At 73.3% G+C, this 22,449-nt stretch carries 22 protein-coding genes; 7 read left to right on the top strand and 15 right to left on the bottom strand.

The annotated features are described in order from the left end of the window. Window positions 1-9 precede the first annotated feature (9 nt). Window positions 10-2,067 (bottom strand): APC family permease, encoded by a 2,058-nt coding sequence (locus tag IE106_RS08060; RefSeq protein WP_189531403.1) that lies wholly within the window; start codon window positions 2,065-2,067, stop codon window positions 10-12. Between the two features lie 209 nt (window positions 2,068-2,276). Between IE106_RS08060 and IE106_RS08055 the strand changes: the two genes are divergently transcribed. Together IE106_RS08055 and IE106_RS08050 are read left to right on the top strand one after the other, a co-directional pair. After that, window positions 2,277-2,945 (top strand): potassium channel family protein, encoded by a 669-nt coding sequence (locus tag IE106_RS08055; RefSeq protein WP_189531402.1) that lies wholly within the window; start codon window positions 2,277-2,279, stop codon window positions 2,943-2,945. Further along, the gene (locus IE106_RS08050; RefSeq protein WP_189531400.1) at window positions 2,945-3,622 is read left to right on the top strand and encodes a potassium channel family protein; all 678 of its coding nucleotides are present in this window, start codon (window positions 2,945-2,947) and stop codon (window positions 3,620-3,622) included. Before IE106_RS08055 ends, IE106_RS08050 begins: the two co-directional genes overlap by 1 nt. Window positions 3,623-3,734: 112 nt before the next feature. Here IE106_RS08050 and IE106_RS08045 read toward each other — a convergent pair whose 3' ends face one another. The 7 genes from IE106_RS08045 to IE106_RS08015 all read right to left on the bottom strand — a co-directional run bounded on the left by IE106_RS08045 (window position 3,735) and on the right by IE106_RS08015 (window position 10,296). Then, window positions 3,735-4,550 carry a DUF3159 domain-containing protein gene (locus IE106_RS08045; protein WP_189531398.1) on the bottom strand — a complete coding sequence of 272 codons (816 nt, stop codon included), beginning with the start codon at window positions 4,548-4,550 and terminating at the stop codon, window positions 3,735-3,737. Between the two features lie 3 nt (window positions 4,551-4,553). Continuing rightward, a complete protein-coding gene (locus IE106_RS08040; protein WP_189531396.1) occupies window positions 4,554-4,952 on the bottom strand; it encodes an OB-fold nucleic acid binding domain-containing protein in 399 nt (132 codons plus the stop codon). Between the two features lie 69 nt (window positions 4,953-5,021). Continuing rightward, complete coding sequence (locus IE106_RS08035; protein WP_189531394.1) at window positions 5,022-5,705, bottom strand: response regulator; 684 nt, start codon at window positions 5,703-5,705, stop codon at window positions 5,022-5,024. Then, window positions 5,702-8,287 (bottom strand): ATP-binding protein, encoded by a 2,586-nt coding sequence (locus tag IE106_RS08030; RefSeq protein ID WP_189531392.1) that lies wholly within the window; start codon window positions 8,285-8,287, stop codon window positions 5,702-5,704. The genes IE106_RS08035 and IE106_RS08030 overlap by 4 nt, the downstream gene beginning before the upstream one ends. Window positions 8,288-8,436: 149 nt before the next feature. After that, a complete protein-coding gene (locus IE106_RS08025) occupies window positions 8,437-9,207 on the bottom strand; it encodes a DUF3710 domain-containing protein (protein WP_189531389.1) in 771 nt (256 codons plus the stop codon). Window position 9,208: 1 nt separating this feature from the next. Further along, window positions 9,209-9,721: a dUTP diphosphatase gene (dut, locus tag IE106_RS08020; protein WP_189531387.1), complete on the bottom strand. Its 513-nt coding sequence runs from the start codon at window positions 9,719-9,721 to the stop codon at window positions 9,209-9,211. Then, entirely contained in the window at window positions 9,721-10,296 is a 576-nt protein-coding gene (locus IE106_RS08015; protein WP_189531385.1) for a PaaI family thioesterase, read from the bottom strand. The genes dut and IE106_RS08015 overlap by 1 nt, the downstream gene beginning before the upstream one ends. A 58-nt stretch (window positions 10,297-10,354) precedes the next feature. Between IE106_RS08015 and IE106_RS08010 the strand changes: the two genes are divergently transcribed. Further along, entirely contained in the window at window positions 10,355-10,837 is a 483-nt protein-coding gene (locus tag IE106_RS08010) for a DUF3093 domain-containing protein (protein WP_189531382.1), read from the top strand. 189 nt (window positions 10,838-11,026) lie between these two features. Here the strand turns inward: IE106_RS08010 and IE106_RS08005 are convergent, their stop codons facing one another. The 4 genes from IE106_RS08005 to IE106_RS07990 form a co-directional block, all read right to left on the bottom strand. Beyond that, window positions 11,027-11,938 (bottom strand): hypothetical protein, encoded by a 912-nt coding sequence (locus IE106_RS08005; RefSeq protein WP_189531380.1) that lies wholly within the window; start codon window positions 11,936-11,938, stop codon window positions 11,027-11,029. 13 nt (window positions 11,939-11,951) lie between these two features. Further along, the gene (locus IE106_RS08000; protein WP_010471668.1) at window positions 11,952-12,248 is read right to left on the bottom strand and encodes a DUF4193 domain-containing protein; all 297 of its coding nucleotides are present in this window, start codon (window positions 12,246-12,248) and stop codon (window positions 11,952-11,954) included. A gap of 394 nt (window positions 12,249-12,642) precedes the next feature. Then, a complete protein-coding gene (locus IE106_RS07995) occupies window positions 12,643-13,881 on the bottom strand; it encodes a sensor histidine kinase (RefSeq protein ID WP_189531378.1) in 1,239 nt (412 codons plus the stop codon). Between the two features lie 3 nt (window positions 13,882-13,884). Further along, the gene (locus IE106_RS07990) at window positions 13,885-14,538 is read right to left on the bottom strand and encodes a response regulator transcription factor (protein WP_189531377.1); all 654 of its coding nucleotides are present in this window, start codon (window positions 14,536-14,538) and stop codon (window positions 13,885-13,887) included. A gap of 335 nt (window positions 14,539-14,873) precedes the next feature. Between IE106_RS07990 and IE106_RS07985 the strand changes: the two genes are divergently transcribed. Then, window positions 14,874-15,047 (top strand): hypothetical protein, encoded by a 174-nt coding sequence (locus IE106_RS07985; RefSeq protein ID WP_189531375.1) that lies wholly within the window; start codon window positions 14,874-14,876, stop codon window positions 15,045-15,047. A 96-nt stretch (window positions 15,048-15,143) separates the two neighbouring features. On the opposite strand, the gene IE106_RS07980 is transcribed toward IE106_RS07985, so the two are convergent. Beyond that, entirely contained in the window at window positions 15,144-15,971 is an 828-nt protein-coding gene (locus IE106_RS07980) for an inositol monophosphatase family protein (RefSeq protein ID WP_189531372.1), read from the bottom strand. 9 nt (window positions 15,972-15,980) lie between these two features. Then, a complete protein-coding gene (locus tag IE106_RS07975; RefSeq protein WP_189532198.1) occupies window positions 15,981-17,108 on the bottom strand; it encodes a ferrochelatase in 1,128 nt (375 codons plus the stop codon). Between the two features lie 165 nt (window positions 17,109-17,273). Between IE106_RS07975 and IE106_RS07970 the strand changes: the two genes are divergently transcribed. The 3 genes from IE106_RS07970 to sepH all read left to right on the top strand — a co-directional run bounded on the left by IE106_RS07970 (window position 17,274) and on the right by sepH (window position 21,322). Continuing rightward, entirely contained in the window at window positions 17,274-18,560 is a 1,287-nt protein-coding gene (locus tag IE106_RS07970; RefSeq protein WP_189531370.1) for an MFS transporter, read from the top strand. Further along, window positions 18,505-19,839 carry a D-arabinono-1,4-lactone oxidase gene (locus IE106_RS07965; protein ID WP_229840231.1) on the top strand — a complete coding sequence of 445 codons (1,335 nt, stop codon included), beginning with the start codon at window positions 18,505-18,507 and terminating at the stop codon, window positions 19,837-19,839. The genes IE106_RS07970 and IE106_RS07965 overlap by 56 nt, the downstream gene beginning before the upstream one ends. Window positions 19,840-20,263: 424 nt before the next feature. Further along, the gene (gene sepH, locus IE106_RS07960; protein WP_189531366.1) at window positions 20,264-21,322 is read left to right on the top strand and encodes a septation protein SepH; all 1,059 of its coding nucleotides are present in this window, start codon (window positions 20,264-20,266) and stop codon (window positions 21,320-21,322) included. A gap of 66 nt (window positions 21,323-21,388) precedes the next feature. Here the strand turns inward: sepH and IE106_RS07955 are convergent, their stop codons facing one another. Further along, entirely contained in the window at window positions 21,389-22,243 is an 855-nt protein-coding gene (locus IE106_RS07955) for a sulfurtransferase (protein WP_189531364.1), read from the bottom strand. Window positions 22,244-22,449 lie beyond the last annotated feature (206 nt).

Raw genomic sequence — 22,449 nt, 5'->3', positions numbered from 1 at the left:
CCCGCGCCGTCACTCCTTGCCGTTCGGCGGGGAGGGCCGCTTCGCCCCCGTCTCGACCAGGCCGCGGCGCACCGAGCCGGGCGCGTTCCACTCCTGGTTCTTCTTCGCCCGCTGCTTCGCCGCCTCGGAGGAGCGCAGCTGGTACGGGACGGAGGTCACCATCACGCCGGGCGTGAACAGCAGGCGGCCCTTGAGGCGCAGGGCGCTCTGGTTGTGGAGGAGGTGCTCGTACCAGTGGCCGACGACGTACTCGGGGATGATCACGCTGACGACGTCGCGGGGGCTCTCGCGGCGCAGGCTCTTGACGTACTCGACGACGGGCCGGGTGATCTCCCGGTACGGGGAGTCGAGGATCTTGAGCGGGACGTTGATGCCGCGGCGCCCCCACTCCTCGGCGAGGGCCTTGGTCTCGGCCGGGTCGACGTTGATGCTGAGTGCCTCCAGCTTGTCGGAGCGCATCAGCTCGGCGTAGGCGACGGCGCGGAGCGTGGGGCGGTGGATCTTGGAGACGAGGACGATGGAGTGGACGCGGGCCGGGCGGACGCTGTCCTCGCTGGGGCCCTCGGGGGCGGCGAGCTCCTCCGCGACCCGGTCGTAGTGCTTGCGGATGGCGGTCATCGTCACGTAGAAGATCGCCATGCCGAGCAGCGCCACCCAGGCGCCGTGGGTGAACTTGGTGATGAGGACGACGATCAGGACCAGCCCGGTGAAGAACGCGCCGAACGTGTTGATCGCGCGGGAGCGGATCATGCGGCGGCGTGCGGCGGGGGCGGTCTCGGTGCGCAGGAGCCGGTTCCAGTGGCGGACCATGCCGGTCTGGCTGAGCGTGAAGGAGACGAAGACGCCGACGATGTAGAGCTGGATGAGCCGGGTGACCTCGGCGTCGTAGAGGTAGACGAGGACCGCGGCGGCGGCGGCGAGCAGCAGGATGCCGTTGGAGAAGGCGAGCCGGTCGCCGCGGGTGTGGAGCTGGCGCGGCAGGTAGCGGTCCTGGGCGAGGATCGAGCCGAGGAGCGGGAAGCCGTTGTACGCGGTGTTCGCGGCGAGGAACAGCACGAGCGCGGTCGCGGCGGCGAGGACGAGGAAGAAGACGCTGCCGTGGCCGAAGACGGCGGCGGCGACCTGGGAGATCACCGGTTCCTGGGTGTACTCGGGGCCGACCGGGGTGCCGTCGCGGAGCAGGTCGTGGGCCGGGTTCTCGGCCATCTTGACGTCGGTGGCGAGGGCGAGGGCGATGATGCCGCAGAACATGGTGACGGCGAAGCCGCCCATGAGCGCGAGGGTGGTGGCGGCGTTGCGGCTCTTGGGCTTGCGGAAGGCGGGGACGCCGTTGCTGATCGCCTCGACGCCGGTGAGCGCGGCGCAGCCGGAGGAGAAGGCGCGCAGCAGCAGGAAGAACAGCGCGAACCCGGCGAGGCCCTGGTGTTCGGCCTGGATCTCCAGGTCGGCGGTGGGCGCCCTCATGGTGTCGCCGAGGACCAGGCCGCGGAAGGCGCCCCAGACGATGAGGGCGAAGACGCCGGTGACGAAGACGTACGTGGGGATGGCGAAGAGGCGGCCGGACTCCTTGACGCCGCGGAGGTTCATCAGCGTGAGGAGCACGATGATCGCGATGGCGGACGCCGCCTTGTGCTCGACGATGAAGGGGACGGCGGAGCCGAGGTTCTCCACGCCGGAGGAGATGGACACGGCGACGGTGAGCACGTAGTCCACGAGGAGCGCGCTGGCGACGCCGAGTCCGGCGCGCGGGCCGAGGTTGGTCTGGGCGACCTCGTAGTCGCCGCCGCCGCTGGGGTAGGCGTGGACGTTCTGCCGGTACGAGGCGACGACCGTGAACATGAGGACCACGACGGCGGCCGCGATCCACGGGCTGAACGCGTACGCCGAGGCACCCGCGATGGACAGGACCAGCAGGACTTCGCCCGGCGCGTACGCCACCGAGGAGAGGGGGTCGGAGGCGAAGACGGGGAGTGCGACGCGCTTGGGGAGGAGGGTCTCGCCCAGCCTGTCGCTGCGCAGGGCCCGGCCGATCAGGATCCGTTTGGGCACGTCGGTCAGTTTGGACACGCAGAGGATCGTAAGCGTTCGGCCTGCGCGGCGCCCATCCGCGGGTGGCGTGTTCGACGCGTCGCCGGCTCCCGGACGCGGATGAGGGTAACCGACCGGCCGGGGCATAAGCTCGTTTCGAGACAGCACCGCACGCAGGCTGAGAGAGAAGAGTGAGCAGGGTGTTTTCGCAGGTCAGCAGGTTGACCAGGAGTGCGGGGTAGGCGGACGTGCATATTGTGATCATGGGCTGCGGCCGTGTCGGCGCCGAGTTGGCGCAGACCTTGGAGCGGCAGGGTCACACGGTCGCCGTGGTCGACCAGGACCCCACGGCCTTCCGGCGCCTCGGCTCCGGCTTCGGTGGACGGCGTGTCACCGGCGTCGGCTTCGACCAGGACACCCTGCGCGAGGCGGGTATCGAGGAGGCCGGGGCGTTCGCCGCGGTCAGCAGCGGTGACAACTCCAACATCATCGCGGCACGGGTGGCGCGCGAGATGTTCGGCATCGAGAACGTCGCCGCCCGGATCTACGACCCCCGGCGCGCCGAGGTGTACCAGCGGCTCGGCATCCCCACGGTCGCCACCGTGCGGTGGACCGCCGACCAGATGCTGCGGCGGCTGCTGCCGTCCGGGGCCGAGGAGCTGTGGCGGGATCCGAGCGGCGGGGTGCAGCTCGCGGAGGTGTACATCTCCCCGGCGTGGATCGGCCACAAGGTGAGCACGATCCAGGAGGAGACGGGGGTCCGCGTGGCGTTCCTGACCCGGCTGGGCGAGGCGATCCTGCCGACGTCGCAGACGGTGCTGCAGGACGGTGATCTGGTGCACGTGATGATGCGGACGGACGAGGTCGAGCAGGTCGAGGCGGCCTTCGCCCACGGCCCCGAGGGGAGCGGTCACTGATGCGGGTCGCCATCGCCGGCGCGGGCGCGGTGGGTCGTTCCATCGCGGGCGAGCTGCTGGAGAACGGGCACGAGGTGCTGCTCGTCGACAAGGCGCCGACCGCCATCTCGGTGGAGCGGGTGCCGCAGGCGGAGTGGCTGCTGGCCGACGCCTGTGAGATCACGTCCCTGGACGAGGCGGCGCTGCAGCGGTGCCACGTCGTGATCGCTGCGACGGGTGACGACAAGGTGAACCTCGTCGTGTCGCTGCTCGCGAAGACCGAGTACGGGGTTCCCCGGGTCGTCGCGCGGGTCAACAACCCGAAGAACGAGTGGCTGTTCACCGAGGCGTGGGGCGTGGACGTCGCCGTGTCGACGCCGCGGCTGATGTCGGCGCTGGTGGAGGAGGCGGTGAGCGTCGGCGACCTGGTCCGGCTGCTGCGCTTCAGCCACGGCGACGCGAACCTGGTCGAGCTGACCCTGCCGCCGGAGTCGGCGATCGCCGGTACGCGCGTCGGGGACGTGGCGTGGCCGCAGGACACGTCGCTGGTGACGATCATCCGTGGTTCGCGGGTCCTCACGCCGGGTGCGGACGAGACGCTGGAGGCCGGCGACGAGCTGCTGTTCGTGGCCGCTCAGGCGCGCGAGGAGCAGCTGGAGGACCTGCTGTCGGTCCGCCGCGAGGGCACCGAGGGCTGACGCGACGCCGCCGCGGGCCCGGCGCGGGTGGCCCGCGCGGGCGCTCGTGCCGGGTACGCACGGGGCCGGGGACCGATCGCGGTCCCCGGCCCCCGTCGTGTGCGCCCGGGTGTCAGGCCCTGGCCTCGCGCTCCTTCTCGGCGCGCTCGGCCTCCTCCATCTCCGCGAAGACGTCGATCGGCGGCGGCGCCTTGGCGAGGAACACCCACGTCAGGTAGACGGCGAGCAGGAACGGCGGGATCTTCAGCGCGACGAGGACCCAGCCGAGCTGGGTGGTGTCGGCCCACCAGTACAGGGGGAAGAGGATCGCGCACTTGCCCAGCAGGATGAGGCCCCAGGCGTAGCTGGCCTTGGCGTACGCCTTCTTGCGGCCGGGGTTGCGGGTGCGCCAGGAGAGGTTCTCCTTGAAGACCGGGCCGAGGACCAGCCCGATCAGCGGGACGCCCGCCAGCGTCGTGACGATGTACGCCAGGCCGAGGCCCAGCGTGTAGAGCATGCCGGGCAGGTAGAAGTCCTTGGCCTCGCCGGTCATCATCGCGAAGACGACGCCGAAGGCGACGCCGAAGACGCCGCTGAAGGCGTGCTTGACGGTGTCGCGGCGGACCAGCCGGACGACGACGAGCAGCAGGGACACCCCGAGCGCGGCGAGGGCGGAGACGTGCAGGTCCTTGTTGAGGGTGAAGATCGTGACGAAGAGGAGGCCGGGCAGGACGGTCTCCACCATCCCGCGGACCCCGCCGAACGCGTCGAACAGCGCGGCCTCGGTCACGGCCTTGACGGCCTGGGCGTCCTGGTCGGTCCGGGCGTGCCGGCCGGCCGGTGCGCCGTCCTGGGCGCGGGGGCCGGCGGGGCCGTCCGGGACGGTGCCGTGGCCGTCGGGCCCCCAGGGGCCGCCTTCGTCGGTGGTCGGCTTGTCGAGTGACGTCACCGGCTACTCCTGTCCGAGCGGTCGGAGCTCGTATTTCGGATTGAAGAGGACTCTGCGCCCCTGGCTCACGGAGATCCGCCCCGAGGCTATGAGCCGGCGCCCCGGTTCGATGCCCACGATGGACCGCCGTCCCAGCCACACCACGTCCAGCGGGGCCGTGCCGTCGAAGAGCTCGGCCTCCAGGGCCGGCACTCCGGCCCGCGGACGCAGGGTGACCGTCCGCAAGGTACCAGTCACCTTGACGATCTGGCGGTCGCCGCAGTCCGAGATACGGGTGCAGCCCGTCGCCTCCGCGTCCTCCTGGAGCTCCTCGGACTCCAGCTCGCCCTGCGAGCTGGACAGGCGGTCCAGCATGCGGCGGAAGCGGCCGCCGGACTTCCCCGTATGCGGTGCAGCACTCATACGGAAAGCCTACCGGGAGGTCCCGCCGGCGCCCCGGTTCCGGCACGTCGCCGTGCGGTGCGCCGCAGGTCAGCGCTCGAACCGGTACCCCATGCCGGGCTCGGTGATGAAGTGCTTCGGGTGCGAGGGGTCGGCCTCCAGCTTGCGCCGCAGCTGCGCCATGTAGACCCGCAGGTAGTTCGTCTCGGTGCCGTACGAGGGGCCCCAGACCTCCTGGAGGAGCTGCTTCTGCCCGACGAGCCGGCCGCCGTTGCGGACCAGGACCTCCAGCAGGTGCCACTCGGTCGGGGTGAGGCGGACGTCCCGGCCGCCCCGGTTGACCTTCTTCGCGGCGAGGTCGACGGTGAAGCCCTCGGTCTCCACGACGGCCGCGTCCCCGTCGCCGCCGACCGGCTCGGCGCGGCGCACGGCGGCCCGCAGCCGGGCCAGCAGCTCGTCCATGCCGAACGGCTTGGTGACGTAGTCGTCGGCGCCGGCGTCGAGGGCCTCGACCTTCTCGTCGGAGGTGTGGCGGGCGGAGAGCACGAGGATGGGGGCGCGGGTCCGGCCGCGCAGGTCCCTGATGACGTCGACGCCGTCCATGTCGGGCAGCCCGAGGTCGAGGACGACCACGTCGGGGTGGCTGCGGGCGGCGAGGGCGAGGGCGGTCGCCCCGTCGGGGGCGGAGTCGACCTCGTACTTGCGTGCCTTCAGGCTGATCACGAGGGCGCGTACGATCTGCGGCTCGTCGTCGACCACGAGCACCCGCGTCATGAGGGGCCTGCTTTCTGTAGGGGGCGGGGTCCTGCGGAATCGCGGCCGGCGGTGCGGGCGTCCGCGGTACGGGCTGTCGCGGCGCGGAGGGTGAGGACCATGGTGAGCCCGCCGCCGGGGGTGTCCTCGGCGGTCAGGGTGCCGTGCATGGCCTCGGCGAAGCCGCGCGCGACGGCGAGGCCGAGGCCGACCCCGGCACCGCGCGGGGCGTCGCCGTACCGCTGGAAGGGGGCGAAGATCCGTTCCTTCGCCTCGTCGGGGACGCCCGGGCCGCGGTCGATGACGCGCAGTTCGACGCGGTCGGCGTGGGCGCTGGCGGAGACCAGGACGCGGCTGCGGGCGGGGGCGTACTTCACGGCGTTCTCGACGAGGTTGGCGACGGCCCGTTCGAGCAGGCCGCGGTCGACGTCGACCATGGGCAGCGACTCGGGGACGTCGAGGTCGACGCTGCCCTCGGGGACGCCGCCGAGCGCCATCGGGACGACCTCGTCGAGGTCGGTGACGCGCAGCAGCGGGGTGACGGTGCCGGTCTGGAGGCGGGACATGTCGAGGAGGTTGCCGACGAGGTGGTCGAGGCGGTCGGCGCCGTCCTCGATGCCTTCGAGGAGGTCGGCGCGGTCCTCGTCGGACCACTCGACGTCGTCGGAGCGGAGGGAGGAGACGGCCGCCTTGATCGCGGCGAGCGGGGTGCGCAGGTCGTGGGAGACGGCGGCCAGCAGCGCCGTGCGGATCTTGTTGCCCTCCGCGAGGCCGCGGGCCTCCTCCGCCTGGCCGACGAGCCGCTGCCGGTCGAGGACGACGGCGGCCTGCGCGGCGAAGGCGCCGAGGACGCGGCGGTCCTCGGCGGGCAGGACGCGGCCGGTCAGGGCGAGGGCGAGGTGGTCGCCGACGGGCATGTCGACGTCGGCGTCCTCGGGGCGAGACGGCGGCCGGCCGGGGCCGGCGTGGGCGGCGCAGGTCCAGGGGGCGCGGTCGTCGGGGCGTTCCAGGAGCGCCACGGACTCCATGGCGAAGGTCTCGCGGACACCTTGGAGGAGCCCGTCGAGGGTGGTGTCGCCGCGCAGGACGCTCCCGGCGAGGAAGGAGAGGATCTCCGACTCGGCACGCAGCCGCGCCGCCTGGTGGGTGCGGCGGGTGGCGACGTCCACGACGGAGGCGACGGACGCGGCGACCGCGAAGAACACGGCGATGGCCGCCATGTTCTCCGGGTCGGCGATGGTCCAGGTGCGGGTGGGCGGGGTGAAGTACCAGTTGAGCAGGAGGGAGCCCACGGCGGCGGAGGCGAGGGCGGGGAACAGGCCGCCGAGGAGGGCCGCCGCGACGGTGAGCGTCAGGAACAGCATGTCGTTGGCGAGGCCGGGTCCGAGGCCGGCGCCCGCGCCGAGGTCCGAGACCACCCAGGTGAGCAGGCACGGGCCGGGGACGCCGACGCCCCAGCCCCAGGCGCTGCGGGCGCGTCCGAGGCGGGCCCGGCGGGCGGTGGGCAGACCGCGGCCGCGGCCGACGGCGTCGTGGGTGACGATGTGGACGTCGAGGTCGGGGCCGGAGTCCCGGGCGACGGTTCCGCTGACGCCGGGCCCGAAGACGTACTGCCAGCTCTTGCGGCGGCTGGCGCCGAGGACTATCTGCGTGGCGTTGTGGGCGCGGGCGAACTCCAGCAGCGCGGCGGGCACGTCGTCGCCGATGACGTGGTGGAAGGTGCCGCCGAGGTCCTCGACGAGGGTCCGCTGGAGGGCCAGTTCCTTCGGGGAGGCGGAGGTCAGCCCGTCGCCGCGGGCCACGTACACGGCGAGGACCTCGCCGCCCGCGCCCTTCTCCGCGAGCCGGGCGGCGCGGCGGATGAGGGTGCGGCCCTCGCAGCCGCCGGTCAGGCCGACGACGATGCGTTCGCGGGAGCCCCAGATCGTCGAGACGCTGTGGTCCCTGCGGTACTGCTGGAGGTACTCGTCGACGCGGTCGGCGGTCCACAGCAGGGCCAGCTCGCGCAGGGCGGTGAGGTTGCCGGGGCGGAAGTAGTCGGAGAGGGCGGCGTCGACCTCGTCCGGGGCGTAGATGTTGCCGTGGGCCATGCGGCGGCGCAGCGCCTCGGGCGACATGTCGACCAGTTCGATCTGGTCGGCGCGGCGGACCGTCTCGTCGGGGACGGTCTCCTGCTGCGGTACGCCGGTGATGGCCTCGACGACGTCGCCGAGGGACTCCAGGTGCTGGATGTTGACGGTCGAGACGACGTCGATCCCGGCGGCAAGCAGGTCCTCGACGTCCTGCCAGCGCTTGGTGTTGCGGGAGCCGGGGGCGTTGGTGTGGGCCAGTTCGTCGACGAGGGCGACGGCGGGGCGCCGGTCCAGGACGGCGTCGACGTCCATCTCGGTGAGGACCGCGCCCCGGTGCTCGACGGTCCGGCGGGGGACCTGCTCCAGGCCGGCCAGCAGGGCCTCGGTGCGGGGCCGGGAGTGGTGCTCGACGAAGGCGACGACGCAGTCGGTGCCGCGTTCGACGCGGCGGTGGGCCTCGGACAGCATCGCGTACGTCTTGCCGACGCCCGGCGCCGCGCCGAGGTAGATCCGTAGCTTGCCGCGTCCCATCGCCTCATCCTCTTCCGGGCACCGTGCACCCGTACGGTGTCGACCTTACGGCCGGGGGTGAGGCGAAACCGGACGGGGGCGGTGGTTCCGGGAGGTCCTGGCAGGGTCGCGGCACCCTGCGCCCGGTGGCCCGCCCCCTCACGGCGCGGTCAGCGGATCTCGGTGATCTCCGGACCGCGCTGGAGCTGTCCCATGTCCCCGGAGAAGCGGGAACCGGCGGGCTGCCCCTCGGTCTGGACGCTCTCGGGGACCATCTGCGCGTCGCTCGGCAGCTTCAGGACGATCGGGTCGCGCGGGGCCATCGGGCCCTCGCCGCGCACGACGACCGTGTCCCGGAAGATCTGCTCCAGCAGCCCGGCGGCCTCCGGCTGCACGGCGCCCTGCCCGGAGATGACACCGCGCAGGAACCAGCGGGGGCCGTCGACGCCGACGAACCGCACCAGCTGGACACCGCCGGTGCCGTCCGGCAGCTGCACCGGGACCTGGGCGCGCAGCTCCCAGCCGAGGGGGCCCTCGACCTCGTCGATGACGCCGCCCTGCTGGGTGATGCCGGAGGCGATCTCCTCGCGGACCTCGCCCCAGATGCCCTCCTTCTTGGGAGCGGCGAACCCCTGGAGCTGGATCGCGCTGTCCCGCAGGACGACCGTGGCCGCGACGATCGCGTCGCCCGCGACCTCGACGCGCAGCTCCATGCCCTCGACGCCGGGGACGAAGAGGCCGCCCAGGTCGACGCGCCCCTCCTCGGGCCTGGAGACCTCGGAGACGTCCCACGGCCCGTCCGGCCGGGGCGCCGGCGGAAGGTTCACACGGCGGGGGCCGTCCTCCTCCGCCACCTCGTCGGTGTCGACCTCGTCGACGACCTGCTCGGCCTCGCTCGCCGCGTTCTCGGCGGCACTGACCTTCTTGCGACGTCCGAACACGTCACTGTCCTTCCCGGTCGGTTACGACCGCTGCGTATGGATTCCCGCCCGTCCAGCTGCCCACGGCGGCGTGCCCGCCCGTGGACCCGAAGCCCCCCTCGCCCCGTGCCGAGCCGGGAAGCTCCGCCACCTCGTGGAAGCGGACCTTCTCGACCTGCTGAACGACCAGTTGGGCGATCCGGTCGAACCGTTCGAACCGGACGCTCTCGCGCGGATCCAGGTTGACCACGATCACCTTGATCTCTCCACGGTACCCGGCATCGACGGTCCCCGGGGCATTCACCATCCCGACGCCCAGCCGGGCGGCCAGCCCGGAGCGCGGGTGTACGAAGGCCGCGTACCCGTCCGGGAGGGCGATCGACACCCCGGTGGGGAGGACCGCGCGCTCGCCGGGGGCGAGTTCGGCGGCCTCGGTGGTGACGAGGTCGGCCCCGGCGTCGCCGGGGTGCCCGTACGACGGGAGGGGGACCTCGGGGTCCAGGCGGCGGATCAGCACGTCGACGGGGGTGCGCATCAGGGGTTCACCTCGAAGGCGCGGGCGCGCCGGACCTGGTCGGGATCGGCCATGGCAGCCTGGATCTCCTCCGGGCGGCCGTTGTCGACGAAGTGGTCGACCTTGACCTCGATGAAGAGGGCGTCGGCGCGGACGGCGACGGGTCCCTCGGGTCCGCCGATCCGGCCGGTGGCCGTGGAGTAGATCTTCCGGCCGTGGACCGCGGTGACCTCGGCCTCCAGGTGGAGGACGGTGCCGACGGGGACGGGGAGGACGAAGTCGGTCTCCAGGCGGCCGGTCACGGCGATCACCCGCAGCAGCCAGTTGAGGGAGCCCAGCGTCTCGTCGAGCGCGGTCGCGAGGAGGCCGCCGTGGGCGAGGCCGGGGGCGCCCTGGTGGTCGGGGGTGACGGTGAACTCGGCGGTGACGGACACGCCCTCGCCGGCCCTGGCCTCCAGGTGCAGTCCGTGGGGCTGGCCGTCGCCGCAGCCGAAGCAGTACGCGTAGTGGGCACCCAGGAGCTCGCCCGGGGCGGGCGCGTCGGGGTGGCGTACCGGCGGTAGGGCCTCGGCGGGAGGCGTCAGTGCAGTGCTCACAGCCGCAGACCTTACCCGCGCGGCGGGGCGGCGGTGTCACCGTGCCAAGCTTGGGTGTATGCAGCCTTCCGACCGCCCTTCGGCTCCGCAGTACGACGAACGACTCACCGCTCCCGGCGCGTGGTGGCTGATCGCCGCGCTGCTGGGGCTGTCCGGAGGTCTGGTGGCCCTGCCGCTGGGCGTGGTGCCGATGCTCGGCGGGGTCATCACCGCGGGGGCGCTCGCCGCGGTCTGCGTCAGCTCGTACGGCTCCGCGCGCGTGCGGGTGGTGGCCGGCTCCCTGGTCGCGGGGGACGCGCGGATCCCGGTGGAGGCGCTGGGCGAGCCGGAGGTCCTGGACGCCGAGGAGGCGCGGGCCTGGCGCACGTACAAGGCGGACCCGCGGGCGTTCATGGTGCTGCGCGGCTACATCCCGGGCGCGGTGCGCGTCGAGGTGACCGACCCGGCCGACCCCACGCCGTACGTGTACCTGTCGACGCGCGACCCCGAGGGGTTGGCGGCGGCGATCCGGCAGGCGCGGGAGGCAGTGGTCGGCGGCTAGCGGCCTTCGGGGGGCCTGGGGAGTGTCTTCGAAGTGGCGTCGTTCGCCCGCAGGGCGGGCCGGGCGGCGTCTGGTGCGTGCGATCGCAAGGCGGAGGAGGGAGCCACTGCGGAGCATTGGCGACCGACGACAACGCAGCGAGCGGGCGTGCCAGGCGTCGCCCGGCAGACGAGACTTCGAAGACACGACCTAGGAGCCGAGCTCCTTGGGGTTCTCCGGCTGCTCCAGCGGGGGCAGCTCGGGGAGGGCGTCCCAGGGCACCTGGCGGGTGCGCAGGTCGGCGCGGACCTGCTCGGCGAGCTTCCTCGTGTCGCGGCGGTTCATCACGGCGCCGACGGTGGCGCCGACCATGAACGGCAGCAGGTTCGGCAGGTTCCGCACGGTGCGCTTCATGATCTGCTGGCGCAGTTGGCGCTTCATCCCGCCGCCCAGCGCCGCGTTCACGGTGGTGGGCTTGGTGATGTCGATGCCGCGCTCCTCCGTCCAGGCCGTCAGGTAGGCCGTGGAGCGCTCCTTGAGGTTGCCGGGCGGCCGCTGGCCGTAGACCTCGTGGAGCTCGGCGATGAGCTTCAGCTCGACGGCCGCGACGCCGGTGACCTCGGCGGCCAGCTCGGCGGGCATCGCCGGGGGCACGGGCAGCATGGCGGCGGCACCGACTCCGGCGCCCACCGCGGCCGAGGCCTTCGCGGCGCCCGCGACCAGCTTGTCGGCGAGTTGCTCGGGGCCCAGGCCCGGGAACTGCCCGCGCAGGGTGGCCAGGTCCCGTACGGGAATGCGCGGGGCCGTCTCGATGATCCGGTCGGCCAGGTACGCCAGGCCGGCCCGGGCACCCGTACCGCCCTTGCGCACGCCCCGCCGGACGAGGTCCACGCCGCGCGAACCGGCCGCGGACAGGGGCCGGCGCGGCCGGGCGTCGTCGCCCGCGGGTTCGAGCGAGGCCGCGGGGCCCCGCTCGTCGTCACGCGCGTCGGGGGAGGGCAGGAGGGAGGAGGACTCGGCCGGCGCCTCGTGGGCGCCGTCCGCCGACCCCGTGCCGCCCTTGGAGGCCTCGGGCTTCCCGGGGAAGCGGAGCCTCTTCCTGAACGGGGTTTCGCCTGCCACGACCGACCGGTCCTCAGTCGCAGTCTCGGCAGATCGGCTGACCGTTCTTCTCCCGGGCCAGCTGGCTGCGGTGGTGCACGAGGAAGCAGCTCATGCACGTGAACTCGTCCGCCTGCTTCGGCAGGACGCGGACGGCCAGCTCCTCGTTGGAAAGGTCGGCACCCGGGAGCTCCAGGCCCTCGGCGGCCTCGAACTCGTCGACGTCGACCGCGGAGGTCGACTTGTCGTTCCGCCGGGCCTTCAGCTCTTCGAGACTGTCCTGGTCGACGTCGTCATCGGTCTTGCGTGGGGTGTCGTAGTCCGTAGCCATGTCACTCTCCCCCTCTGGGTGTTTGCGGTGTCTCCAGCGCACGTAACGCGTGAGAGGCCGGACTTGTGCCCGACCTGAGGCGGAGATTTTGCCTCACATCAAGGTCTGTTACTCAATCGACACCCAACCGGACCCCTCATGAGTGATCGGGTTTGGGTGGCGAACGGGACCGTACACGGTCGGGATCGCACCCTTCACAGGCACCACCCCGTGTACTTCCCGTGATCAGGGCCCCGGGAAACCAGGACTTTTCATGGTTTTCCCGGGCCAAAATCCCTCACGCAGGGTGATCCACCGAACCTGGGGCCCTGTGATCGATCACACAGTGCACCACGTTCGCACGCTTCGGGAAATTCCGCGTACAGCGAACACGGAAGGTGCTCCGGGCGGCGGGTCAGCGCGGCAGGGTGACGCGCATCACCAGTCCGCCGCCCTCGCGGGGCACGGCCGTGATCCGTCCGCCGTGGGCGCGCGCCACCGACCGGACGATCGACAGGCCGAGCCCGACGCCCCGGTCGCTGCCCGTCCGCTCCTCCCGCAGCCGCCGGAAGGGCTCGAAGAGGTTGTCGATCTCGTACGCCGGGACGACCGGCCCCGTGTTCGCGACCACCAGGACGGCCTGACCGCCCTCCACGGCCGTCGTGACCTCCACCCAGCCGTCCTCGGGCACGTTGTAGCGGACGGCGTTCTGGACGAGGTTCAGGGCGATGCGCTCCAGGAGCACACCGTTGCCCTGGACCACGGCCGGGACCCGCTCGCCGCGGAACTCCACGCCCTTCGCCTCGGCCTCCCCGCGCACCTGGTCGATGGCGTGGGACGCCACCTCGGCGACGTCGACGGGCTTGCGCTCCACGATCTGGTTCTCGCTGCGGGCCAGCAGCAGCAGCCCCTCCACGAGCTGCTCGCTGCGCTCGTTGGTGGCCAGCAGCGCCTTGCCGAGCTCCCGCATCTCCACGGGGGCCGCGGGGTCGGAGAGGTGCACCTCCAGGAGGGTGCGGTTGATCGCCAGCGGGGTGCGCAGCTCGTGGGAGGCGTTGGCGACGAACCGCTGCTGGGCGGTGAAGGCCCGCTCCAGCCGGTCCAGCATCTCGTCGAAGGTGTCCGCCAGCTCCTTCAGCTCGTCGTCCGGGCCGGCCAGCTTGATGCGGCGGCTCAGGTCGGAGCCGGCCACCTGGCGGGCGGTGCGGGTGATCCGGCCCAGCGGGGACAGCACCCGGCCCGCCATGGCGTAGCCGAAGGCGAAGGCGATGATACTGAGCCCCAGCAGGGCGAACAGCGAGCGCCGCAGCAGGTCGTCCAGGGCCAGGTCGCGCTGGTGCTGGAGGCAGGCGGCCATGGCGTCGTTGAACTGGTCGGCCGTCACCCCCTCCGAGGGCAGCCGGCACCAGTCGAAGTTCGGTTCGACCTCGCCCTTCAGCAGCTTGAAGGGCAGGTCGTCGGTGCTGATGTACAGGGCCTGCCGGGTGAGCAGGTAGATGATCGACAGCAGCAGGACCCCGGCGATCAGGAACATGCCCCCGTACAGCAGGGTGAGCCGTATCCGGATCGTCGGCCGCAGCAGGGGGCGGGCGGGGATCCGGGGGTCCCAGGTCGGTTTGGGGGGCGCCGCGCGCGGCGTGGGTGTGCCGGTCACGGGTCAGATCCGGTAGCCGGAGCCGGGCACGGTGATGATGACCGGCGGCTCGCCGAGCTTGCGGCGGAGGGTCATGACCGTGACGCGGACGACGTTGGTGAAGGGGTCGGTGTTCTCGTCCCACGCCTTCTCCAGGAGCTGCTCGGCGGAGACGACGGCGCCCTCGCTGCGCATCAGCACCTCCAGCACCGCGAACTCCTTCGGGGCCAGCTGGACCTCCCGGCCGTCGCGGAACACCTCCCGGCGGTTGGGGTCGAGCTTGATCCCGGCCCGCTCCAGGACCGGCGGCAGCGGTACGGTCGTCCGCCGGCCCAGCGCGCGGACGCGGGCGATCAGCTCGCTGAACGCGAACGGCTTGGGCAGGTAGTCGTCGGCCCCCAGCTCCAGCCCCTCGACGCGGTCGCTGACGTCGCCGGACGCGGTGAGCATCAGCACGCGCGTGGGCATGCCCAGCTCGACGACCTTGCGGCAGACGTCGTCCCCGTGCACGAGGGGCAGGTCGCGGTCCAGGACGACGACGTCGTAGTCGTTGACGCCGATGCGCTCCAGGGCGGCGGCCCCGTCGTACACGACGTCGACGGCCATGGCCTCCCGGCGCAGTCCGGTGGCCACCGCATCGGCGAGCAGCTGCTCGTCCTCGACGACGAGTACGCGCACGGCGCTGTTCCTTCCTCCGAGCCCGGATCCGGGCAGATCTCGGACACCGGCGGGATGGCCGGTGTCCTGGCCATCCTGCCCCTTACACACGTAAACCGGCTGTAAAACGGGCGGCGGCCGGATCCCGGGGGCGGGTCCGGACGGGCATGTTCTCGACACCCGCGGGTTTTTGAGGTTTCTCTGAGGTCCCGCTTGGGGAGGACGACTGCACACCCGAGATCACGCCCCGTATGTGGCACGCCACGGGCCGCTCTGTCCCCCAGAGGCGCTGTGCGTGATCCGAACCCACCCCCGGCACACCCCCGTGCCACCGACCCATGACGAGGGGGCGCATCATGGACGCTTTCACCGCAGGACTGCTGCAGCGCATAAGGGCGACGGAAACCGGCCTCACACGGGCGCGGGAGACCGGAGACGACTTCCTGGCCGACGTCGAGCAGGCGGAGCTGGACGACCTCCGCCGCCTGGCGGCGGAGCACGGCGTGGAGGTCTCCACGGTCCCCGCCTGACGGCCCGACCGCGAGGGCCCCGGCGTCCCCCTGGGACCCGGGGCCCTCGCACGCGTACGCACGGTCCGGCGGCGGACGGGGCCGCCGGGCCCCGGGTCAGTCGTGCCAGGCGCCGAAGTCCTCCAGGAGGGCCTGGAGCGGCTCGAAGACGCCCGGCGCGGCCGCCACCGTGAGGTCGTCGGTCGCGGGCCCGCCGGGGCGGCCGCCGGTCAGGGCGCCCGCCTCGCGCGCGATGAGCGCCCCGGCCGCCCGGTCCCAGGGGCGCAGCCCCCGCTCGTAGTACCCGTCCAGCCGGCCGGCGGCCACGTCGGCCAGGTCGACGGCGGCCGAGCCGCTGCGGCGGATGTCCCGCACCAGGGGGAGCAGCCGGTGGGCCACCTCCGCCTGGTGGGCGCGGACCGTCGTGACGTAGTTGAACCCGGTGGACACGAGGGCCTGGTCCAGCGGCGGGGCCGGCCGGCAGCTCAGCCGCCGCTCCCCCAGGCGGGCGCCCCGGCCCCGGACGGCCTGGAACGTCTCTCCCCGCAGGGGGACCTCCACGACGCCGACGAGCGCCTCGCCGTCCCGCTCGGCGGCGACGGACACCGCCCACGTCGGCAGGCCGTAGAGGTAGTTCACCGTGCCGTCCAGCGGGTCGACGACCCAGCGGATGCCGCTGGTCCCCTCCGTGGCGCCGCCCTCCTCGCCGAGCAGGCCGTCGTGCGGGCGGTGCTCCGCGAGGTGGTCGGTGATCAGCTTCTCGGCGGCGATGTCCATCTCGGTGACCACGTCGATGGGGCTCGACTTGGTCGCGGCGACGCCCAGGTCGGCCGGGCGCCCGTCGCGCAGCAGCGCGCCCGCGAGGCGCGCGGCCTCCAGGGCGACGGCCAGGAGCTCGTCCAGCAGAGGGGCGTCGGCGGGCTCGGGCGGCGGCGGAACGGTCACGGGGCCTCCTCAGGCGTAGGGGCTGTCGGCGCCGGCCGCGGCGGGCCGCTCCGTGCGGGCGGGGCAGCAGCCGACGGGGCACAGGTCGTGCGAGGCGCCCAGGGCGCCCAGGGCGCACCGCTCGACGGCGGCGCCGCGCTCGGCGGCGGCCCGCTCCAGGAGCAGGTCCCGGACGGCGGCGGCGAAGCGCGGGTCGGCGCCCACGGTCGCCGAGCGGCGCACGGGCAGCCCCAGCTCGGCGGCCTTCGCGGTGGCCTCCGTGTCGAGGTCGTACAGGACCTCCATGTGGTCCGACACGAAGCCGATGGGCACCATGACGACGGCCGGGGCGCCCGCCTCGTGCAGCTCCTCCAGGTGGTCGCAGATGTCCGGCTCCAGCCACGGGACGTGCGGGGCGCCGCTGCGGGACTGGTACACGAGCTGCCAGGGGTGGTCGACGCCGGTGCGCTCCCGGACGGCCTCGGCGACGAGGCGGGCCACGTCGAGGTGCTGCTTGACGTACGCGCCGCCCCGGCCGTGGTCCTCGACCGGGCCGGACGTGTCGGCGGCGGAGTCGGGGATCGAGTGCGTGGTGAAGGCGAGGTGGGCCCCGGCGCGGACCGGCTCGTCCAGCTCGGCCAGCGACCTCAGGACGCCCTCGGTCATGGGTTCGACGAAGCCGGGGTGGTTGAAGTAGTGGCGCAGCTTGTCGACCTTCGGCAGGGGCAGGCCCTCCGCCTCCAGCGCGGCGAGCGCGTCGGCGAGGTTCTCCCGGTACTGCCGGCAGCCGGAGTACGAGGCGTAGGCGCTGGTGGCGAGGACGGCGATGCGGCGCCGCCCGTCGCGGACCATCTCGCGGAGCGTGTCCGTCAGGTACGGCGTCCAGTTGCGGTTGCCCCAGTAGACCGGCAGGTCGAGCCCGGCGGCCGCGAAGTCCTCGCGGAGCGCGGTGAGCAGCTCCCGGCACTGGTCGTTGATGGGGCTGACGCCGCCGAACAGGAAGTAGTGCTGCCCGACCTCCTTGAGGCGCTCCTTGGGGATGCCCCGGCCCCGCGTCACGTTCTCCAGGAAGGGCACCACGTCCTCGGGTCCCTCCGGGCCGCCGAAGGAGAGCAGCAGCAGGGCGTCGTACGGGGAGGGGTCGCGCGGGTCGGACACATGCTGATCGGACATGGCTCCGATCCTGCCACCCGGCACCGGCGGCGGGAAAACCGCGGTGCGCGCTCCCCCGTTCGGCCGTAACCTGTCAAGGCTGTCCCTACGCCTTACCCCGTCGGCGGCCGTACCCGCCGGCCGTGCCCCACCCCCGTTCCGGAGCGCCCCGTGCCCAGTCCCTACCGTGCGATCTTCGCCGCCCCCGGCACCCTGGGGTTCTCCGCCGCCGGCCTCATCGGCCGGATGCCGCTGGCCATGACGGGCGTGGGCGTCCTGACGATGGTCACGGAGCTGTCGGGCCGGTACGGCCTCGCGGGCCTGCTGACCGGCACGCTGGCGCTGTCGGCGGCGGTGCTGGGCCCGCAGGTGTCCCGGCTGGTCGACCGGTACGGGCAGCGCCGGGTGCTGCGGCCGGCGACGCTGGTGTCCGTGGTGGCCGTCGGCGCGCTGGTGCTGTGCGCCCAGTGGGGGCTGCCGGACTGGACGCTGTTCGTGTGCGCGCTGGCCGCCGGCTGCGTGCCGAGCATCGGCGCGATGACCCGCGCGCGGTGGGCGGAGATCTACCGGGGCCGGCCGCAGGAGCTGCACACGGCGTACTCGCTGGAGTCCATCGTCGACGAGCTGTGCTTCATCCTGGGCCCGCCCCTCTCGATCGGCCTGTCGACGATCTGGTTCCCGGCGGCGGGCCCGCTGCTGTCCGGGTTGTTCCTGCTGGTCGGCGCGTGGTGGCTGACCGCGCTGCGGGCCACCGAGCCGGTGCCCCATCCGGTCGAGAAGCACGAGGGGGCGCGGACGAGCGCGCTGCGCTCCCCCGGACTCCAGGTGCTGGTGGTGGCGTTCGTCGCGACGGGCGCGATCTTCGGCGCGGTCGACGTGGTGACGGTGGCGTTCGCCGAGGAGCAGGGCCACAAGACGGCGTCGAGCCTGGTGCTCGCGGTGTACGCGGGCGGTTCGTGCCTGGCGGGCGCCGTGTTCGGGACACTGCGGCTGAAGGGCGCCCCCGCCCGCCGCTGGGTCGTGGGCGTGCTCGCGATGGCCGTGAGTATGATCCCCCTCCAACTGGCCGGGAACCTTCCGTTGCTGGCCGTGGCGCTCTTTGTCGCGGGCCTCGCCATCGCGCCGACGATGGTGACCACCATGGCCCTGGTGGAGGCGCACGTACCGCGCGGCAAGCTCACCGAGGGCATGACCTGGACAGGGACCGGGCTCGCGGTCGGTGTGGCGCTCGGCACGTCGATCTCGGGATGGGTGGTCGCCGTGCACGGAGCGGACGTGGGGTACGCGGTGCCCGGCGTGGCGGGGGTGCTGGCGGCCTTGGTGGCGTTCCTGGGGTACCGCCGGCTGAACAGGCCGGCTCCGACGCGGGAGGGGCAGCGTGCGCAGCAGGACCCTGAACAGTCTGGGCAGTCTCGGCCGGAGGAACGGCCGGAGCGGAGCGAGCGGCACCTGGCGTAACTGGGCGGGGAACGTCTCCGTCCGGCCGGCGCGGGAGGTGCGCCCGGCGTCCGTGGAGGAGCTGGCGGACGCGGTGCGGAGCGCCGCCGCCGACGGCCTGCGGGTCAAGACGGTGGGGACGGGGCACTCGTTCACGTCGATAACCGCGACGGACGGGCTGCTGATCCGTCCCGACCTGCTCACCGGGATCCGGCGGATCGACCGCGCCGCGATGACCGTGACCGTGGAGTCGGGTACGCCGCTGAGGCGGCTGAACGCGGCGCTGGCCCGGGAGGGCCTGTCGCTCACCAACATGGGCGACATCACGGAGCAGACGGTCGCGGGCGCGATCAGCACCGGGACGCACGGGACGGGCCGGGACTCGGCGTCGATCGCCGCGCAGGTGCGGGAGCTGGAGCTGGTGACGGCGGACGGGCGGGTGACGACCTGTTCCGCGCAGGAGTCCCCGGAGGTCTTCGCCGCCGCCCGGATCGGCCTGGGCGCGCTGGGCGTCGTCTCGGCGGTCACCTTCGCGGTGGAGCCGCTCTTCCTGCTCACGGCGCGCGAGGAGCCGATGGGCTTCGACCGGGTCACGGCCGAGTTCGAGCAGCTGCACGCGGAGAACGAGCACTTCGAGTTCTACTGGTTCCCGCACACGGGCAACTGCAACACCAAGCGGAACAACCGCAGTCACGGCCCCGTCGACCCGCCGGGCGCGGTGAGCGGCTGGTTCGAGGACGAGTTCCTGTCCAACGGCGTGTTCCAGGTGGCCAACTCCTTCGGGCGGGCCCTGTCGGCGGCCGTCCCGGCGATCGCCCGGATATCCAGCCGGGCGCTGTCGGCGCGGACGTACACCGACATCCCGTACAAGGTCTTCACCAGTCCGCGCCGGGTGCGGTTCGTGGAGATGGAGTACGCCGTGCCGAGGGAGGCGGCGGTGGCCGCCCTGCGGGAGCTGAAGGCGATGGTGGACCGCTCACCGCTGCGGGTGAGCTTCCCGGTGGAGGTGCGGACGGCGCCGGCCGACGACATCACGCTGTCGACGGCGTCGGGCCGGGACACCGCGTACCTCGCGGTCCACATGTACCGGGGCACCCCCTATCGGGCGTACTTCACGGCGGCGGAGCGGATCATGACGGCGCACGGGGGCCGGCCGCACTGGGGCAAGATGCACACGCGCGACGCCGCGTACCTGGCGGAGGCGTACCCCCGGTTCGGGGAGTTCACGGCGCTGCGCGACCGGCTGGATCCCGACCGTCTCTTCGCCAACCCCTACCTGCGGCGGGTGCTGGGTGACTGACACGCCGTACGGCACCCCCCGAGGGGGCCGCCACTAGGTCTTTTTCACCTGTTTTCCTCCGGCGTGCCCCCTCGGCGGGGCCGTGTCGGGACGTCAACTACCGGACACCGCGAGAACTTCGGCGGCGCGCCGGTCTACCGACATGGCCCGAATGGAGTACTGTGGCGAACCCTGGGCATCGGTCTCTTGCGGGTGCCCGGGATCGACGGGAGGGGCCGAAAATGGCACTCGATCCGGCGGCGCCGCCCTACCGCACGGGGGCCCGCGACGGAGCGTGACGGACCAGTCACGCCGAGTCGCGGAATACGTTACCGTGCCATGACGGCGTTCCAGGGCCCATGCCCGACACGCCGGTCAACTCGGCAAGGTTGTGGCAGGCTGCACCCGGGCAGGCCACACTCGACTAGCGGAAGCAGCGACGCACGTGACGTCGGCAGGCACCACCCGGGAGGTCCCCATGCCCGAACTGCGTGTCGTGGCCGTCTCCAACGACGGCACACGACTGGTGCTGAAGGGTGCGGACAACACGGAGTACACGCTTCCGATTGACGAACGGCTGCGCGCCGCCGTCCGCAACGACCGCCCCCGCCTCGGCCAGATCGAGATCGAGGTGGAGAGCCACCTGCGGCCCCGGGACATCCAGGCGCGGATACGGGCCGGTGCCTCCGCCGAGGAGGTCGCGCAGCTCGCGGGCATCCCCGTCGAGCGGGTCCGCCGCTTCGAGGGGCCCGTGCTCGCGGAGCGCGCCTTCATGGCGGAGCGGGCCCGGAAGACCCCCGTCCGCCGCCCCGGTGAGAACGCGGGTCCGCAGCTCGGCGAGGCGGTGCAGGAGCGGCTGCTGCTGCGCGGCGCCGAGAAGGACACCGTGGCGTGGGACTCCTGGCGCCGCGACGACGGCACCTGGGAGGTGCTGCTCGTCTACCGGGTCGCCGGCGAGGTCCACACGGCGAGCTGGACGTACGACCCGCCGCGGCGGCTCGTCCAGGCCGTGGACGCGGAGGCCCGCGCGCTGATCGGCGAGACCGATGACGCCGTGGCCGTCCCGGAGCCCAGCTTCCCGTTCGTCCCGCGCATCGCGCGGCTGCCGCGGGAGCGGTCCGCCGACCGGGCCGCGCCGCCCGTGCCGAGCGCCGAGCCCGCGGAGGAGTCCGAGCGGGACTCGCTGACCAGCCTCCTGGAGGCGGTGCCCAGCTTCCGCGGCGACATGGTCGTGCCCGACCGGGCCACCGGGACGGACGGGGCGGCGGTCGAGCCCGACAGCGAGCCGGACGCCGAGGAGCCCCCGGCCCCCGCGGCGTCGGCCGGCGCCGGCTCGGCGTACGCGGACGTCCTGATGCCCCGCTCGGTGAGCGGCCACCGCGACCGCCTGATCGGTACGACGGACCGCCAGGCGGAGGCCGACGGCGTCCGGCCGGGCCGCCGGGCGGCGGTCCCGAGCTGGGACGAGATCGTCTTCGGCACGCGCCGCAAGAAGCAGGAGTAGGCCCCGGTCCACGTGCCGCGTCCGCCCCGGGAGGCTCCCGGGGCGGACGCGGCGCGTGCGGGGACCTCAGCCCCGGTCGGGGCCGGTGGCCACGGGACGGTCCGGGTCGCGGCTCCACTCGGACCAGGAGCCGGCGTACAGCGCCGCCCGCAGGCCCGCCGCCTCCAGGGCCAGGACCTCGTGGGCCGCCGAGACGCCCGAGCCGCAGTAGACGCCCACCTCGGGGGCGTCCGCCGCGCCCAGTTCCGCGAACCGCGCCGCCAGCGCCTCCGGCGGCAGCAGGCGGCCGTCCTCGGCGACGTTCTCCGTCGTCGGGGCCGACACGGCGCCCGGGATGTGCCCGGCGACCGGGTCGATCGGCTCCACCTCGCCCCGGTACCGCTCCCCCGCCCGCGCGTCCAGCAGCAGCCCGGTGCGGGCCAGCGCCGCCGCCCCGTCCGCGTCCAGTAGCGGCAGCCCGCCCGGTACGGGGACGAAGTCGCCCGGCTCCGGCTCCGGCACCGCCGTCGACAGTCCGCCCCGCCACGCGGCGAGCCCGCCGTCCAGGACCCGCACGTCGGCGTGGCCCGCCCAGCGCAGCAGCCACCAGGCCCGCGCCGCCGCCCAGCCCTGGCCGCCGTCGTACACGACCACCCGCGACCCGGAGGACACCCCGGCCGCGCGCATCGCCGCACCGAACGCGTCGAGGTCCGGCAGCGGGTGGCGGCCCCCCTCTCCGGGCGCGCCGGCCAGCTCGGTGTCGAGGTCCACGTACACGGCGCCGGGGAGGTGCCCCGCCTCGTACGCGGGGCGCCCGGGCGGGCCGCCCAGCTCCCAGCGGACGTCCAGCAGGACGGGGCCGGGCGCCGGGGACGCCACCTCGGCCGCGAGGTCCGCGGCGGAGACCAGAGGGTGCGAGTCGGTGCTTGCGTTGTGCTCCATACGTGCCATCCTCGCGCAGAAACGGTCCCTGCCGGGAGGACTGACGGCGGAAAGCGCGGATGGGAGTCGGAATTTCGGGCATCCTCCTGCCGGATCACGCCAAAGCACGGCGCGGCCGGGGCACACCGCCCGGCCCGCGGTGCCAGCATCTGACGAGGCGTGAAGCCGCTGCGCCGACGCGGTCCGCGTCCGGTCCCCCGCACGGC

Origin of the sequence: Streptomyces roseolilacinus (assembly GCF_014649335.1) — a bacterium.
Taxonomy (GTDB): Bacteria; Actinomycetota; Actinomycetes; order Streptomycetales; family Streptomycetaceae; genus Streptomyces; species Streptomyces roseolilacinus.
The sequence above is the reverse complement of the archived record's forward strand: the minus strand, read 5'-3'. Positions and strand labels throughout refer to the sequence as shown.